A 14,438-nucleotide genomic window follows, 5' to 3' on the forward strand; every position below is an offset into this window, starting at 1 on the left:
CCCTGTTGCTCCCCTCGGGCGGCCCCCGCCCCCCGTACAGCGCCGCTCTGTCTTGCCGGGAGGCCCCAACCTCCCGCGAACAATCCGCCTGCCTTCAGAGGTGCTGGAAACAACACGCGTAGACCGAGGTGGATTGGGGTGCTCCCCGCACCCAGAGCCTCACCACCATGGCGCCAGACCTATAGATCACGATTTGTCGCCTCGTGTCCCGGCATGTGAAGCGTCAATCTAGACCATTGGAGCTCCCCTGAAGAGGGGATGTGTGTAATTTGTGCTGAACATTTGAAGCTCGTTACATCGATCGCCACCCGCGTGTACATGCCGGGACCATGTAGAGACGCCTTACGACCAGGGTCAAGCTGTCTTTGCGAAGACAAGCACCTCGGTGGAGGCGACGCCCATGGGGGCGAGGAAGCCGGCCTCCAGAGTGCAGCCGAGGGTCGCGAAGAGGTCCACGCAGGTCCGGCGCGGCATGGCGGCCGGATAGGAGTCGTGTCCGGCGCCGCCCTGCGTCGCCCAGGCGCGCATCGTGTCCGGGTCCAGACAGGTTTCGGTCATCACATCGAAAACGATTCGGCCACCCGGTCGCGTGACCCGGGCCATCTCGAAGAAATAGCGTGAAGTCCCGAGAAACGTCAGGGTGTTGAAGACCTTGTGGGCGAGCACCAGGTCGATGCTGCCGTCGGGCGTCGCGGCGAGCGCGAACCCCTCGGTCGGCCGGGCCACCACGCCGAAGGTCTCGACCAGATACTCGGCCCAGGGAGCCGCCGTCTCGTAGATCTCATAGCGACCCGGCGCGCACTCCTTGAGCGTCTTCTCCAGATAGCGCCCGGACCCCGGGCCGATCTCGAGGACCGCGTCCGGGCCGGCCTCGAAGACCCCGAGCGCCCGCAGTTCACCGATGGTGGACTCGGTGGCGCCGGGCGTCCCGTTCATCACCTCGTCGATGTAGTCACCGACGGACAGACCGGCCGCCCGCGCGGCCCGCATGGTCGCCTCGAAAGGGATGAAGTCGTCGACCCCGCCCCGGTTGTCGGTACTGCGCACGATGTCGAATCCGGCACGGCGTAAGAGCCGCCTGACCCCCGACTTCACCACTGACAATCCCCTCCCCGCCGCCCGTGGCGGGCGGCCCCCCAGGTCGTTTCCGCTCAGCGCCCGAAGCATAGAACCGCCGACCCGGTCGGCGGGCGGTCCTGGATACGCGTGGTGCCACAGTGACGAATGAGGTGCATCAGGCGCATGTCCGAGGCACTTGCCCTACGGCACGGCGTGCCGCCGCCGACGGGGGCGCGCGACGGACGCGCGGGAGCGCAGGTTCACGCCCGGGCAACCATGCCGGCCGCTTCACCCCTGGCCGGAACCGGAATATCGGCCTACTGTTCGCCGAAAATCGGTCCCGAATCGAACGCTAGTGACCAGTCCGCTGTCGTGGTTTGGCAAATTCATTTGGAATGTGCCACTGGCCCCTTCGGACACCTCTTCGGGCCTAGCCTCCTCGTCACGCAGGCACACTGCAGCACCGGTCGCCGGTGCGGGGAGGGGGGCGAGGGTGCCAGGGATCGACATGACACTCCTTGAGGCCATCAGCGTGCCCGGTGCGCGTGGGGCCACCATCGTGGACTGGACCTGTGGCTTCGCTCTGGACTCGGCGGGTGAGGCCTGGCCGGCAGGCATCGATGCGACCGCGGGTGACACCGCGGAACTGGCGCGGATCGTCCGGGAGTCGGCCGTGTTCGGCGCCGGTCACGACGGCGGTGACGCTCCGCAGGTCGAGGACGTCATCGTCACCACCGGCTCGGCGTACCACCTGATCCGCTTCGTCGCGGACGCATTGGAAGGAGGCCTCTTCGTCCACCTCTGGCTCGACCGTGAGGCGGGCAACCTCGCGCTGGCACGACGCCGCCTCCAGGCCCTGGCCGAGGAGTTGGCGCAGCCGTACACGGCGACGGAGGCGCCATGACCCCGGTCGCCGACACATCCGAGCTGCCCTCCCGCACCTCGATGCTCCGGCGTCTGGCGGAGGAACGGGCCGGCGGTGTGCTCGAGCGCTCGACCGGTCTGCTGTATCTGGTCGACGGCCGGGTGGTGCACGCGGAGAGCGAGGCGGCCACGGCACTCGGTCAACTCGTCGTCGGCAGCGGACGGTTGGCGAAGGCCGATTGGGACGAAGCTCTCGAACGCTGCGGCGGGGACAGCCGTCGGGCGGCCGACCATCTGGTCAAGGACGGTCAGCTCGCCGACGGCGCACTCGAACTGTGCCGGCTCACCGCCTTGTTCGACGCGGCGTACTTCGCGCTGGCACCGGGCGGCGGTGCGGCCCGGTTCCGGCACGGAGTGACGTCCGAGGGCGGGCTCGGCCTGTCCGTCCCCGCTGACCGGGTGCTTGCCGAGGTGTCCCGGCGCCGGGCGCTGCTGCACTCCCTGTGGCCCGGCCCCTCGATGGACCACCACCCGGTGGTCCGCGGCAGACCTCGGCCGGACCGTCCCCCTTCGGTCCGGCTGCGGGAGCTGCTCGACCTCGCCGACGGGGAGCGCACCCCGGCCGATCTGGCGCGAGCGCTCGGCCGCCCCGCCTTCCACGTGCTGCTCGAAGTGCGCCGCCTCGCGGTGGCGGGCCTGGTGGAGCCACCGCGTCCGCCGGCGCGCCGGCCCACCGCCCCCACGCGTACGGGCCGCTCGCCCGCCGCGCGCAGCCGGGCCCCCGACGGCTTCGCCGCGCCCGACATCGCTCTGCTGCAGCGCGTACGCGACGGCTTGGAGGCCTGCCTGTGAATCCGCGACTCCCCGTGTCCGGGGCGCCGCCATGAGACGCATCTCGCGACGCCGAGCCGAGAGGAACCAAGTGATGGCGGCACAGGCCGAGTTGAGGGGTGAGCTGGGGCGGCTGCGCGCCGCCGTGCCACAGCTCACCGGGTCTCTTGTCGTCGGCTCCGACGGAAAGGTGCTGGCCGAGGACTTCGGCGGCGGGGACGCCCCGCGCGCCGGGACTCGTGCCGCCGACGCCCTCACGGCGGCACGTCGCGTCGCCGAGGCAGCCGCGCTGGGCGGTGTGCGGGAGTTCCTGATCCGCGGTGCGGACGGCTGGCTGGCCGCGTGCACGGCGGGCGACTCGGCCCTCCTGATGCTCGCGACCGAGTCAAGCACCAATATCGGCCGGCTCCGCCTCGAGGCCGGCTGGTCCGGCGCGCGGATCGCCGCACTCCTCGACGGCGCGCCCGAACGACTGGAGAACACCTGCCCATGAACGCACCCAATCCCCGAACCCCGAACCGACGCAAAGGAAGTGCAGCTCCGATGATCAACACCGAGACGGCCCTCAAGGAAGCGATGACAGGGATCGAAGGCGCCCTGGGCGCAGCCCTGGTCGACTACAGCAGCGGCATGGCGCTCGGCACCCTCGGCGGCAACAAGGAACTCGACCTGTCCGTCGCGGCGGCCGGCAACACCGACGTGGTCCGCGCCAAGGTGCGCACCATGGAGATGCTCGGCCTCAAGGACGAGATCGAGGACATCCTGATCACGCTGGGCGGTCAGTACCACCTGATCCGGCTGCTCAAGTCCCGTAACAACAGCGGTCTGTTCCTCTATCTGGCCCTGGACAAGGACCGGGCCAACCTCGCGATGGCCCGCCATCAGCTCAAGCGCATCGAAGCCGAGCTGGACGTCTGAGCAAGGTGACCGGACGAGCAAGGGCGGTGCCGCACTCCAGGTGCGGCGCCGCCCCTCGGTGCTCCCGCGCACCGCGCTGTCTTCAGGCCTCGTCCGTCAGGATGGCGGCGATCCTGTCGAGGATCGGCGGGAACTCCTCGTGCAGCAGATCGACATCCAGGCCCTCGTCGCCGAGGACCACGAGGAGCGCGATCTCCCCCACCGGGTACACGGCGGCGCAGCCTTGACTGCCGTAGGTCACCATGCGGCGCAGCTCTCCGCGCTCGGTCGCCGCCACGGTGCGCTGCGCCAGGCCCAGGCCCGCGGCGGCGAGGGCGGCGAGCCCTTCCGAGTCGATCCTGCGGCCGGTGTCGGCCGCTATGAGCAGTCCGTCGACGGCTGCCACCGCCGTATCGGTGATTCCGGCCAGCTCCTCTCTTATCTGACGCATCTCGTCGGCCAGCTTCTTTTGATCCATGCAGTGAACCCCACTTGCATTGCGGCGGGTTGTTTCCGGTCTCTTTCCGGCACGCGCCAAATCCTCGATCACCGGGGCCAATTCCTCATCCTGGATCGTCGAGGCCAATTCTTCCGGCACGCCGGTAAATGCCCTGCCGGCCCGCCGCGGAATTCTCCTCGGCGAGCTTTCTCGTCCTGCCGCTCGCGCCCGGGACGCGGCGCGGCAGGTCCCCTGCGGCGGCGGGTCCCGGCGGCCGGGCACCGGCCCGGTCCCGGAGTCGGCGCAGCAGCGGCTCGGCCAGGTCCGCCGGCCCGGGCCCCGAGGTGATCCCGCCCGGGGGCACCGCGATGATCAGCCCCCGGCCCAGCAGCAGGGTGGCCTCGACGGTGGTCGTGTAGAGCCCGCGGCCGGTCCGGAACGCGATGTCCCGCGCCGTGCGCCGGCCGTCGGCCAGCGCGAGGATCTCCCGGCCGGCGCCGGGGCGGGACGCTTCACTGCCGGCGGCCATGGGGACGGCGAGCAACGGCTCCCGGCAGGGCGCGACGGCGCCGGGCAGGCGCTCGAGGGCGCCGGGCAGGCGCTCGAGGGCGGCCAGTCTGCGGGCGGTTTCGCGCACCAGAGCCGACGGGAAGTGCCCCGGTCCGGGCGGCGCGGACGCGGCGCGCACCCGCTCGGCCGCGCACCCGGTCACCTGGCCGACGGCCATGGCGAAGACGGCGTCGTAGAGCACCCTCATATGCAGCATCCGCAGCTCGGCCGCTCCGATGCCGCCTTGGGTCCCGCGACCGGAGCGCAACAGCCGGGTCTCCAGATCGGGGGCGCCGGGACTGCGGGCGCTCAGCACCAGGCCGCGCCGCAGACCGAGCACACCGCCGGGCCGGCCCGACACCCGTACGGTGCCGGTGAGCCGGTCCCGCTCGTACGTTCCCAGTGCGCGGGCCAGAGCGTCGAGTGCGCCCGGGCCGTATGCATCGTGGGCGGCAGTCATCGCTCCCCTTGCCAAGTGAACCGGCGGGCGGCATCGCATTCTCCGGAGGAATGCGGGCGCTCCGCACCGTCCGGAAGACAGGCGCCGTGCGGCGCGTTTTTCACCGACGGCACCGTCGGCGATACCGGAGGGAACTTTCTATCAGTGGATTGCCGTTGCCCAAAAGGCGTCGGCGCAAGGTGATGGAAAGAGAATTCGCCTGCCCGTCGACGTTCTCTTACGACCGAGTTCCGCGCCCCGGTGTCGGCGGACCCGTCACGGCCGCGGACGGAGCCGGAGCACGGAACTGGCGCAGGGCGAGTGCCCTGCGCCAGTTCCCTGCTTCCGCGCGGCAGGTCGGGCCGGCCCCGCGGGCACCGTCACGCCGCGACGGCGATGACCTCGACGTAGCGGGCCGGCACCTTCAGGGTGCCGTCGGTGGCCGTGTTGTACTCCTCGGCCAGCGCCACCATGTCCTCGTAGAGGGCCTTGCCGTTCTCGCCGAGCGCCTCGAACGCCTTCAGGGTGGGCCCGTACTTGTCCTTGAAGCGGTCGGCGAAGCCCCCGGCCGAGTCGAACCGGAACACCATGTCCCTTGGCGTCAGGGCCAGTTCGGTGACGCGGTCGCCGAAGAGCTCGCGCAGCCGGTTCTCGTCGCCCCACAGCGGCGGCGGCTGGATACCCGGCGGTGGCGGCACATGGCGGCCGATGGTCTTGAAGAGCCGCCCGATGAACCCGTCCGGCGTCCAGTTGGCAAGGACGATCTTTCCGCCGGGACGGCAGACCCGGGCGAGTTCCGCGGCGGCCGCCTCCTGGTGCGGTGCGAACATCACGCCGACCACCGAGAGCACCGCGTCGAAGGTGTCGTCCGGATACGGCAGCGCCTCGGCGTCCGCTTCCTCGACGGTGAGCGGAAGCCCTTCGGCCCGTGCGCGGTCGGCGGCGCGTTCGAGCAGCTCGGGTACGTAGTCGGTGGCCGTCACGGTGCAGCCGCAACGGGCCGCCGCCAGGGCGGCGTTGCCGGTGCCGGAGGCCACGTCGAGGACCCGGTTGCCGTGGGACAGGTCGGCCGACTGGACGAGCCGTTCGGCCATGGGGTGGATCAGCGCGGCGATGGCGCCGTAGTCGCCGCTGGCCCACGTCTTCTGCTGTTTTGCCTTGATCCCCTCCAGGGGGAGTTTGGTGGTCATGGGCGCTGAGACTAGGACCGGTCGGACTTCCCGTACATCAGCGGAAATGCGTAGGCGACGAGAGCCCCGCGCAGCCGCAACGACGGCCGCGCGGGGCTCACTTGCGTCAGCCGCCCGTGGACTCGAAGGTGCGCAGCAGATCGGCCGCCACGCTCACGGCGATGGTCGCCGGGTCCTTGCCGCCGATGTCGGCGAGGCCGATCGGGGTCTTGATCCGGTCGATGGCGGCGTCGTCGTGACCGCCTTCGGTGGACAGGCGCTTGCGGAACCGGGCCCACTTGGCCGCAGAGCCGATGAGGCCGACGGAGCCGAGATGCCCGGTCCGCAGGGCGGCGTCGCACAGCGCGGCGTCCTCGGCATGATCATGGGTCATGATCAGCACATGGGTGCCGTGCGGCAGCTCCGCGAGCACTTCCTCGGGCAGCAGCGGGGTGTGATGCACCTGCACCTGTGCCACCGAGTCCGCCAGGACGCCGAGCCGTTCCTCGCCGAGCAGGTCGGCGCGGCTGTCGATCAGGTGCAGGTCGATGTCCTGGCGGGCCAGGATGCGCGCCAGTTCCAGGCCGACATGGCCGACGCCGAACACCGCCACCGCCCGTACCACCGGCAGCGGTTCGAGCAGCACCTGGACGGTGCCGCCGCAGCACTGCACTCCGTGCCGGTTGGTGACCTTGTCGTTGAGCGCGAAGTCCATCAGCTCGGGTTCCGCCGCGCCCGCGGCGATCAACTCCCTTGCCCGGTCGATCGATACGGCCTCGACGTTGCCGCCGCCGATCGAGCCCCAGGCGCCGCGCTCCCCCACCACGAGCTTCGCGCCGGCCTCGCGCGGGGCGTGGCCGCGCACGGTCGCCACGGTCACGAGGACGCCGGGCTCCCGGCGTGCGCGCAACCGTGTGACCGCGGCGATCCACGTCATATCAGGCACCGGTCAGCACTTCGTCGTCGAGCGGGGACCCGCTGAGCCGGGCGGACTCGATCGCCCAGTACACGGCCTCCGGCGTCGCGGGCGAGGCCAGTTCCACCTCGGCCCCGGCGGGGCCGAACGCGGCGGCGGCCTGCCGCAGCGCCTCACGGACCGAGAACGCCAGCATCAGCGGAGGTTCGCCGACCGCCTTGGACCCGTAGACCGCACCCTCTTCGGTGGCGTTCTCCAGGAGGGTCACGTGGAACTCCTCGGGCATCTCGGAGAAGCTCGGCAGCTTGTATGTGCTCGCCGCCTGGGTCAGCAGCCGGCCGCGACCGGGGCCGTCCGTGGCGTCCCAGCGCATGTCCTCCAGGGTCAGCCAGCCGGCGCCCTGCACGAACCCGCCCTCGACCTGACCGATGTCGATCATCGGCGAGAGGCTGTCGCCGACGTCATGCACGATGTCCACGCGCCGGATCCGGTACGCACCGGTGAAGCCGTCCACCTCGACCTCGGCCGCCGCGGCGCCGTAGGAGAAGTACTTGAACGGCGAGCCCTGGAACGCCTTCGCGTCCCAGTGCAGCCCCTCGGTCCGGTAGAACCCGGCCGCCGACAGCTGCACCCGCTGGAAGTACGCGGTGCGCACCAGGTCGTCCCAGGCCAGCTCCTTGTCGCTGCCCAGGGTGCGGGCGACGCCTTCGACGATCCGTACGTCCGAGGCGTTCGTCCCCAGCTGGGATGCAGCCACCTGGAGGAGCCGCTCCCGCAGCTGCTCGCAGGCGTTCTTCACCGCCGCGCCGTTCAGGTCGGCGCCCGAACTGGCCGCGGTGGCCGAGGTGTTGGGCACCTTGTCGGTACGTGTCGGGGCGAGGCGGACCTTGTGCAGCGGGATGCCGAGCGTGGTCGCGGCCACCTGCAGCATCTTGGTGTGCAGGCCCTGGCCCATCTCGGTGCCGCCGTGGTTGATCAGGACGGAGCCGTCCTTGTAGATCAGGACCAGCGCGCCGCCCTGGTTGAAGGCGGTGAGGTTGAAGGAGATGCCGAACTTGACGCCGGTGATCGCCAGGCCCCGCTTGGTGTGCGGGTGCGCGGAGTTGAACGCGGCGATCTCCCGTCGGCGCTCCTCGAAACCGGCGTTTTCCTTGACCTTGTCCCAGACCGCGATGATCCGTTCGGGGTGCGTGACGAGCTGTCCGTACGGGGTGGTCTGGCCCTGGCCCGGCCGGTAGAAGTTCCGCTCGCGCAGCTGAGTGGGGTCGAGGCCGAGCAGCGGGGCGCAGCGGCCCATGATGTCCTCGATCACGAGCATGCCCTGGGGGCCGCCGAAGCCGCGGAACGCGGTGTTGGAGACCTTGTTGGTCTTGGCGATCCGGCCGGCGACGCGGGCGTGGGGGATCCAGTACGTGTTGTCGATGTGGCAGAGCGCGCGGGCCGTGACCGGTTCGGACAGGTCGAGGCTCCAGCCGCCGTCGGAGGTCAGGGTGGCGTCCAAGGCCTGGATGCGCCCCTCCGTATCGAAGCCGATCTTCCACTGGGCGTGGAAGCCGTGCCGCTTGCCGGACATGGTGAGGTCCTGGGTGCGGTTCAGGCGCAGCCGGACCGGACGCCCGGTGAGCTTCGCGCCGAGCGCGGCGATGGCCGCGAAGCCGTGCGGCTGCATCTCCTTGCCGCCGAAGCCGCCGCCCATCCGCAGGCACTGCACGGTCACCTCGTGGGAGTGCAGACCGAGCACGTGCGCCACGATCTCCTGGGTCTCCGAGGGGTGTTGGGTGCTGCTCTGCACGAAGATCTGCCCGGACTCGTCCACCTGGGCAAGTGCTGCGTGGGTCTCCAGATAGAAGTGCTCCTGGTCGGAGAACTGGAACTCGCCGGTGAACACGTGCGCGGAGTCCGCGAAGCCCGCGTCGACGTCGCCGGTCACCATCACGGGCCGCGCGCCGTGGAAGCTCTCGGTGGCGATGGCCTCCTCCAGCGTGATCACGGAGGGCAGTTCGTCGAGCTCCACCTCGACGGCCGCCGCGCCGAGCCGCGCCGCCTCCAGGGTCTCGCCGAGCACCCAGGCGACGGCGTGGCCGTGGAACATGACCTCGTCGGGGAAGAGCGGTTCGTCGTGCTTCATACCGGCGTCGTTGACGCCGGGGACGTCAGCGCCGGTCAACACCCGAACGACGCCCGGCACTTCGAGGGCGCGCGAGGTGCGCAGGGCGGTGATCCGGCCGTGGGTCTTCATGACCTGTACGGGATACGCGTGCAGCACGTCCTTGGTGCGGTGTACCAGGTCGTCGGTGTAGAGCGCGGTGCCGGTGACGTGCTGGTAGGCGCTCTCGTGCGGCATCGAGACCCCGACGACGGAGTTCTCGGGACGTTCGGACAGCTGGCTCATGAGGAAACCGCCTCGGTGGTCTGTGCGTCCCCGGTGTGCTGTGCGTACAGCTTCTTCAGGCTCTGGCCGAGCATCGCGCTGCGGTACAGGGAGCTTGCCCGGTGGTCGTCCATCGGTGTGCCCTCGCCCCGCAATACGCGGGCGGCGGCCTCCACGGTCTCGGGAGACCACGGCCTGCCTTCCAGGACCGCCTCGGTGGCGAGCGCCCGGATCGGAGTGGCGGCCACTCCCCCGAGGCCGATACGCGCCGTGCGGACGACGCCGTCCTCGATGTCGAGGGCGAAGGCGGCCGCGACGCTGGAGATATCGTCGAAACGCCGCTTGGCGATCTTGTGGAAGCCCGTGACGGGCGCCTGCGGCAGCGGAATGCGGACCGCACGGATGAGTTCACCGGGGCGGCGCACGCTCTGCCGGTAGCCCGTGAAGTAGTCGGCCAGCGGGACCTCGCGCTCACCGTCGGCGTCGGCGAGCAGCAGGCTCGCCTCCAGCGCGAGGAGCACCGGCGGACTGTCGCCGATCGGTGATCCCGTCCCCAGGTTGCCGCCGAGGGTCGCGCCGTTGCGGATCAGGCGCGAGGCGAACTGCGGGAACAGCTCGGCGAGCAGCGGGACGCGACCGTCGAGCCTGCGCTCGATCTCGGTGAGGGAAAGGGCCGCGCCGATCTCGATGCGGTCGGATCCGATGCGCAGCTCGCGCAGTTCGGGCAGCCGGTCGACGGCGATGACGCAATCCGCCCTGCGGGAGCGGATGTTCACCTCCACGCCCCAGTCGGTGGAACCGGCGACCACCACGGCGTCCGGCCGCTCGCGCAGCAACCGCAGGGTCTCGGCCAGGGTGTTCTTCCGTACGAAAGCCTTGTCGTCCTGCGTGTACGCGGTGGCGACCGCGACGGGCGGTGCCTGGTCGCGGCGCTGCGCGAGCGGGTCCGCGTCAGTGGGTGCGCCGACGGCGTACGCGGCGTCGCGGATCGGACGGTAGCCGGTGCAGCGGCAGAGGTTGCCGCTCAGGGCGTGCAGGTCGAATCCGTTCGGACCGTGCTCGGCGTCGGCCTCGCTCGCGGAGTGCGCGGTGTCGCCCTCTGCGGCGGAGTGCTCGCAGCGGTCGGGCCGGTAGTACTCGGCGGCCATGCTGCAGACGAATCCGGGGGTGCAGTAGCCGCACTGGGAGCCGCCGCGGACCGCCATCTCCTCCTGCACCGGGTGCAGGGCGGGCGCCGTGCCGGCCGCGCCGACGGTCGCCAGGCCTTCGGAGGTGATGACCTCCTGGCCGTCGAGTGCCGCGGCCGGGACCAGGCAGGCGTTGACCGCCACCCAGTCGGTCGGCCTTTCCACGCCGGGACGGGCCACGAGCACCGAACAGGCGCCGCACTCGCCTTCCGCGCAGCCCTCCTTCGTGCCGGTGAGGCCGCGCTCGCGCAGGAAGTCGAGCGCGGTGGTGTGGGGCGCGGCCGGTGCGAGCGGTGTTTCTTTCCCGTTGACCGTGATGGTCGGTCGCATCATCGAGTTCGCCAATTCCAGGGAGTGATCTGTGAGCGGACGCGCCACGTACGAGGTGTGGGCGTACAGCGGCCCGTCCATGAGAAGCGGGCGCGGGCGGCAGGCGTGCGCGCCATGCCGGGCGGTGGAATGAACGGCTTGGTCAGCAGCCGTGGGCGATCTGACCCGGAACCCAGCCGAAGCACTGGGCGAGGCGACCGAGACCGGAGCAGGTGTTCATCCGCGGGTCGCCTCCTTATCCGTTGCTCACAGGTCAGTGAGCAACGGAAAGTAGTAGGTGTGGGCCGCATGGGTCAAGGGCCGGCTCGTCGCAAAACGTCCTACCGGTCGCATAACCTCGTAGGAGGAGACGGGTGTCTCCGATTCGGGGAGGCGATGGTGGTCGGAACAGGCGCGCGGTGGCTCGCGGGAGCCGTTGTCGTCACGTGTGTGGCGCTCGTCGGACCCAGCGCACCCGGTGGTGCGCTCGCCACCAAGCCGCTGCCTCCCGACGCCGTCCGGGACGTCGTGCCGCACCGTGTGATGACCTGGAACATCTGCAATCCCTGCAACGACAGCGGGTTCAACGTCGGCCGCGCAGCCGAGATCGCCGAGTTCGCGCCCCAGGTCATCGCGTTGCAGGAGGCCTGCGTACGGGACGTCGAGGCGATCCGGGACCACCTCGAGAACCTGCACGGGCTGGTGTACCACGTCGAGTACGGGTCGGTCCTGACCAGCTGGAACCGCTGCGGCGGAGTCCCCTGGAACCCCGGAGGGTACGGTCAGGCGGTCCTGTCCGCGGCGCCGATGACGGACAGCGAGCAGGTGGAGTACCCCGACGGCGGTTCCGAGGACCGCGGCTACATGGCGGTCACCACCGAAGTGGACGGCAAGCCGGTGCGCGTGTTCGCCACGCATCTCGCCCAGCGGCAGCAGGCGGAGGTGCGGGCGCAGCAGGCCGCTGTGCTCGCGGCGGCCGTCGCGCCGCACGAACGCGCCATCGTGCTCGGCGACTTCAACGCCGAGCCGACCACCCCCGAGCTGCGCGAGATGTGGGCGCTGGCCGAGGACGGGGATCCGCAGTGCCACCCGTCCGCGGCCGGCGGTGGCGCGTGCGAGCCGACCACGGACTGGATGAGCAAGTTCGACTACACCTTCGTACGGGGCATCGCACCGCTCGACCAGGGCGTGCACCTCTCCGAGTACTCGGACCACAACCTGGTGCACGCCGACCTGGACCTGGCACGGCCGCACACGACAAGGACCGCGGGGTAGGAGCTCAGCAGTCCTCTACACCCGCGCGAGCAGCCGCTCCAGCGGGCGCGGGGTCCGGTCGAGGTCGAGCGACTCCACCATGGCCTGTGCGTACTGCGCCTTGCGGCCGCTGTGGGTGCCCATGAAGCGGCGCAGCTGCTGTTCTATGGTCCGCTCGCGCTGGAACGGCTGGTTCTGGAAGGTGCGGAAGGGCCGCAACTCGTCCTCGGACGCGATGACCCGCTCGACGCCGGCGGGTCCGAGCGCCCGGATCAGCTCGTCCTCGAGATCCGCGTCGCAGAGGTAGTAGCCGAGGAATTCCAGTTCCTCCTGGGTCCGCGCGGTGCCGAACCCTTCGCGTTCCAGGGCCCGTTGGAAGTGACCCATCTCGCCCACGTCGCACAGGCCGACCGGGGTGACGCCCAGACCCTTCGGGCCGCACACGGAGAGGAAGTGGCCGATGTTCGTCGCGCCCCCGAGGGGGAGGACCGCGACGGCCTCGGCTGCGAGGTTCCTGCCGCGACGGGCCGCGAGGGTGTCGAGGGCGCGCAGATCACTGTCCCCCTCGACCAGGACGACCGTGCGCAGGCCGATCCGGGCGGCCAACTCCCCGGCCTCCACTGCGGACTGGGCGGCCCCCGCCCGGCGCGCGGCCCACTCGGTGACCGCCCGGCGGAATTCCCCCATGTCGTCCATGGGGTCAGTCTCGCAGGGCGATCACCGAGGAAAGCAAGGCAATTACGAGCGCGGGCCGGGGGTCAGCGGACCAGCTCCCCGTCCCGCGCCACGATCACGCCGCCGTGCACGACGAGGTCGCGGGCCGGGGCGTCGACGACGACCTGGGGGACGCACTCGGCGCGCAGCACGACGAAGTCGGCCGGGGCGCCCGGGGCGAGGTCGGCGTGTGCCAGACCCATGACGTCCGCGCCGCCGTGGGCGGCCGCGTCGAAGCAGTCGGTCAGCTCGTCGTCGAGTCGTACGTCGGTGACCCAGCCCATCTTGTGGGCGCGGTCGAACATGTCCGCGTTGCCGAACGGACTCCACGAGTCACGGATGCCGTCCGATCCGAGCCCGACATGCACTCCGTACTCCCGCAGCTTGGCGATGGGAAGCACCAGGTCGGCGGACGGGGCCACGGTCGTCAGGGAGATGCCGAGCTCGCCCAACTGCTCGCCGAACACGCCCAGTTCACGGTCGTCGAGCTCCGGCAGACAGAAGACGTGGCTGACGGTGACCTTGTCGTGCAGGGAGAGGGAGCGGGTGCGCTCGATGATGCCGCGCAGTGCGGCGAGGCCCTTCTCGCCGCGGTCGTGGAGGTGGATGTCGAGGCCGACGCCGTGCCGGTCCGCGATGCCGAACAGCGCGTCGAGCTGCGCCACGGGCGCCTGGTCGAAGCCGCCCGGGTCGATGCCGCCGATGAAGTCGACGGCGCCGGTACGGGCGGCCTCCTCCAGGAGTTCGACGGTGCCCGGGGTACGGATCACTCCGTGCTGCGGGAAGCCGACGATCTGCACGTCGAGCGCGTGCTTCAGGCGCTCGCGCGCGGCCTGGAGCCCTTCGACGCCCGCGAGGTCATAGGCGGGCGCGACATCGGCGTGGGCGCGCATGCCCCGGGTGCCGCGGGTCACGGCGTGACTCATCAGACCGTAGGCGCGCTCGGCGACGGAGCGGGTCTGGCTGTTGAACAGCTCCACGTCCTGCGCGACGTAGTCGGCTATCCCGCTCGCGGGCTTGCGCGTGACCCACGAGCCGCCCCAGGTCGTCTTGTCCGGGTGGATGTGCGCGTCCACCAGCGAGGGCAGTACGGCACGGCCCCGGCCCTCGACGACCTTGGCGCCGCGCGGCGCGGGGCGGTCGGAGATCTTGCCGTTCTCGACGACGAGGTCGACGGCCTTTCCGGTGCCGAACGGCCGGACGTCGCGGAAGACCACGGCCTTGCCGTCGTGGCTGCCGTGTCCGTCATGGCGACCGGAGCGCTCGGCGGCCTGCGCCGGTACGGCGGCCCCGGCCACCGTGGCGGACCCGGCGAGTGCGGCGGCGCCCGCGAGGACGTTGCGACGCGAGACGGAGGAGGTGGGCGAGGGGGTCATCGGGCTCCTTGAGACGAGAGGTGCACGGGGGGTTCAGGGACGAGCGGGGGTCAGGGGCAGGCGG

14 protein-coding genes are annotated in these 14,438 nt (G+C 70.9%); 5 read left to right on the plus strand and 9 right to left on the minus strand.

What is annotated here, in order from left to right:
• Positions 1–354: 354 nt before the first annotated feature.
• Positions 355–1,095, minus strand: coding sequence for a class I SAM-dependent methyltransferase (locus G6045_RS32845; protein ID WP_328707987.1), 741 nt, complete (start codon positions 1,093–1,095; stop codon positions 355–357).
• 457 nt (positions 1,096–1,552) lie between these two features.
• Here G6045_RS32845 and G6045_RS32850 point away from each other — a divergent pair, with 457 nt between their 5' ends.
• The 4 genes from G6045_RS32850 (at position 1,553) to G6045_RS32865 (ending at position 3,672) form a co-directional block, all read left to right on the plus strand.
• Positions 1,553–1,963, plus strand: a complete 411-nt coding sequence (locus tag G6045_RS32850) for a hypothetical protein (RefSeq protein WP_165335827.1) — start codon at positions 1,553–1,555, stop codon at positions 1,961–1,963.
• Complete coding sequence (locus G6045_RS32855) at positions 1,960–2,775, plus strand: transcriptional regulator (RefSeq protein ID WP_165335828.1); 816 nt, start codon at positions 1,960–1,962, stop codon at positions 2,773–2,775. The genes G6045_RS32850 and G6045_RS32855 overlap by 4 nt, the downstream gene beginning before the upstream one ends.
• Before the next feature lie 73 nt (positions 2,776–2,848).
• On the plus strand, positions 2,849–3,247 hold the full coding sequence (locus G6045_RS32860) for a roadblock/LC7 domain-containing protein (RefSeq protein ID WP_235968471.1): 399 nt from the start codon (positions 2,849–2,851) through the stop codon (positions 3,245–3,247).
• A 50-nt stretch (positions 3,248–3,297) separates the two neighbouring features.
• Positions 3,298–3,672 carry a hypothetical protein gene (locus G6045_RS32865; protein ID WP_165335830.1) on the plus strand — a complete coding sequence of 125 codons (375 nt, stop codon included), beginning with the start codon at positions 3,298–3,300 and terminating at the stop codon, positions 3,670–3,672.
• An 82-nt stretch (positions 3,673–3,754) separates the two neighbouring features.
• On the opposite strand, the gene G6045_RS32870 is transcribed toward G6045_RS32865, so the two are convergent.
• From G6045_RS32870 to G6045_RS32895, 6 genes are all read right to left on the minus strand, one after another.
• A complete protein-coding gene (locus G6045_RS32870) occupies positions 3,755–4,129 on the minus strand; it encodes a roadblock/LC7 domain-containing protein (protein WP_206344506.1) in 375 nt (124 codons plus the stop codon).
• 85 nt (positions 4,130–4,214) lie between these two features.
• Complete coding sequence (locus G6045_RS32875) at positions 4,215–5,099, minus strand: MarR family transcriptional regulator (protein WP_165335831.1); 885 nt, start codon at positions 5,097–5,099, stop codon at positions 4,215–4,217.
• A gap of 359 nt (positions 5,100–5,458) precedes the next feature.
• Positions 5,459–6,268, minus strand: coding sequence for a class I SAM-dependent methyltransferase (locus G6045_RS32880; RefSeq protein WP_165335832.1), 810 nt, complete (start codon positions 6,266–6,268; stop codon positions 5,459–5,461).
• A 106-nt stretch (positions 6,269–6,374) separates the two neighbouring features.
• Positions 6,375–7,184: a xanthine dehydrogenase accessory protein XdhC gene (gene xdhC, locus G6045_RS32885; RefSeq protein ID WP_165335833.1), complete on the minus strand. Its 810-nt coding sequence runs from the start codon at positions 7,182–7,184 to the stop codon at positions 6,375–6,377.
• 1 nt (position 7,185) lies between these two features.
• Complete coding sequence (gene xdhB, locus G6045_RS32890; RefSeq protein WP_165335834.1) at positions 7,186–9,555, minus strand: xanthine dehydrogenase molybdopterin binding subunit; 2,370 nt, start codon at positions 9,553–9,555, stop codon at positions 7,186–7,188.
• Entirely contained in the window at positions 9,552–11,054 is a 1,503-nt protein-coding gene (locus tag G6045_RS32895; RefSeq protein ID WP_165335839.1) for a xanthine dehydrogenase small subunit, read from the minus strand. The genes xdhB and G6045_RS32895 overlap by 4 nt, the downstream gene beginning before the upstream one ends.
• Before the next feature lie 372 nt (positions 11,055–11,426).
• On the opposite strand from G6045_RS32895, the gene G6045_RS32900 reads away from it, so the two are divergent.
• Positions 11,427–12,305: an endonuclease/exonuclease/phosphatase family protein gene (locus G6045_RS32900; RefSeq protein WP_165335835.1), complete on the plus strand. Its 879-nt coding sequence runs from the start codon at positions 11,427–11,429 to the stop codon at positions 12,303–12,305.
• Between the two features lie 15 nt (positions 12,306–12,320).
• On the opposite strand, the gene G6045_RS32905 is transcribed toward G6045_RS32900, so the two are convergent.
• Together G6045_RS32905 and G6045_RS32910 are read right to left on the minus strand one after the other, a co-directional pair.
• Positions 12,321–12,980, minus strand: a complete 660-nt coding sequence (locus G6045_RS32905; protein ID WP_165335836.1) for a TOPRIM nucleotidyl transferase/hydrolase domain-containing protein — start codon at positions 12,978–12,980, stop codon at positions 12,321–12,323.
• A gap of 62 nt (positions 12,981–13,042) precedes the next feature.
• Complete coding sequence (locus G6045_RS32910) at positions 13,043–14,374, minus strand: amidohydrolase (protein WP_165335837.1); 1,332 nt, start codon at positions 14,372–14,374, stop codon at positions 13,043–13,045.
• Between the last annotated feature and the right edge of the window lie 64 nt (positions 14,375–14,438).

This window comes from Streptomyces mesophilus, assembly GCF_011044995.1.
Classification (GTDB): Bacteria; Actinomycetota; Actinomycetes; order Streptomycetales; family Streptomycetaceae; genus Streptomyces; species Streptomyces mesophilus.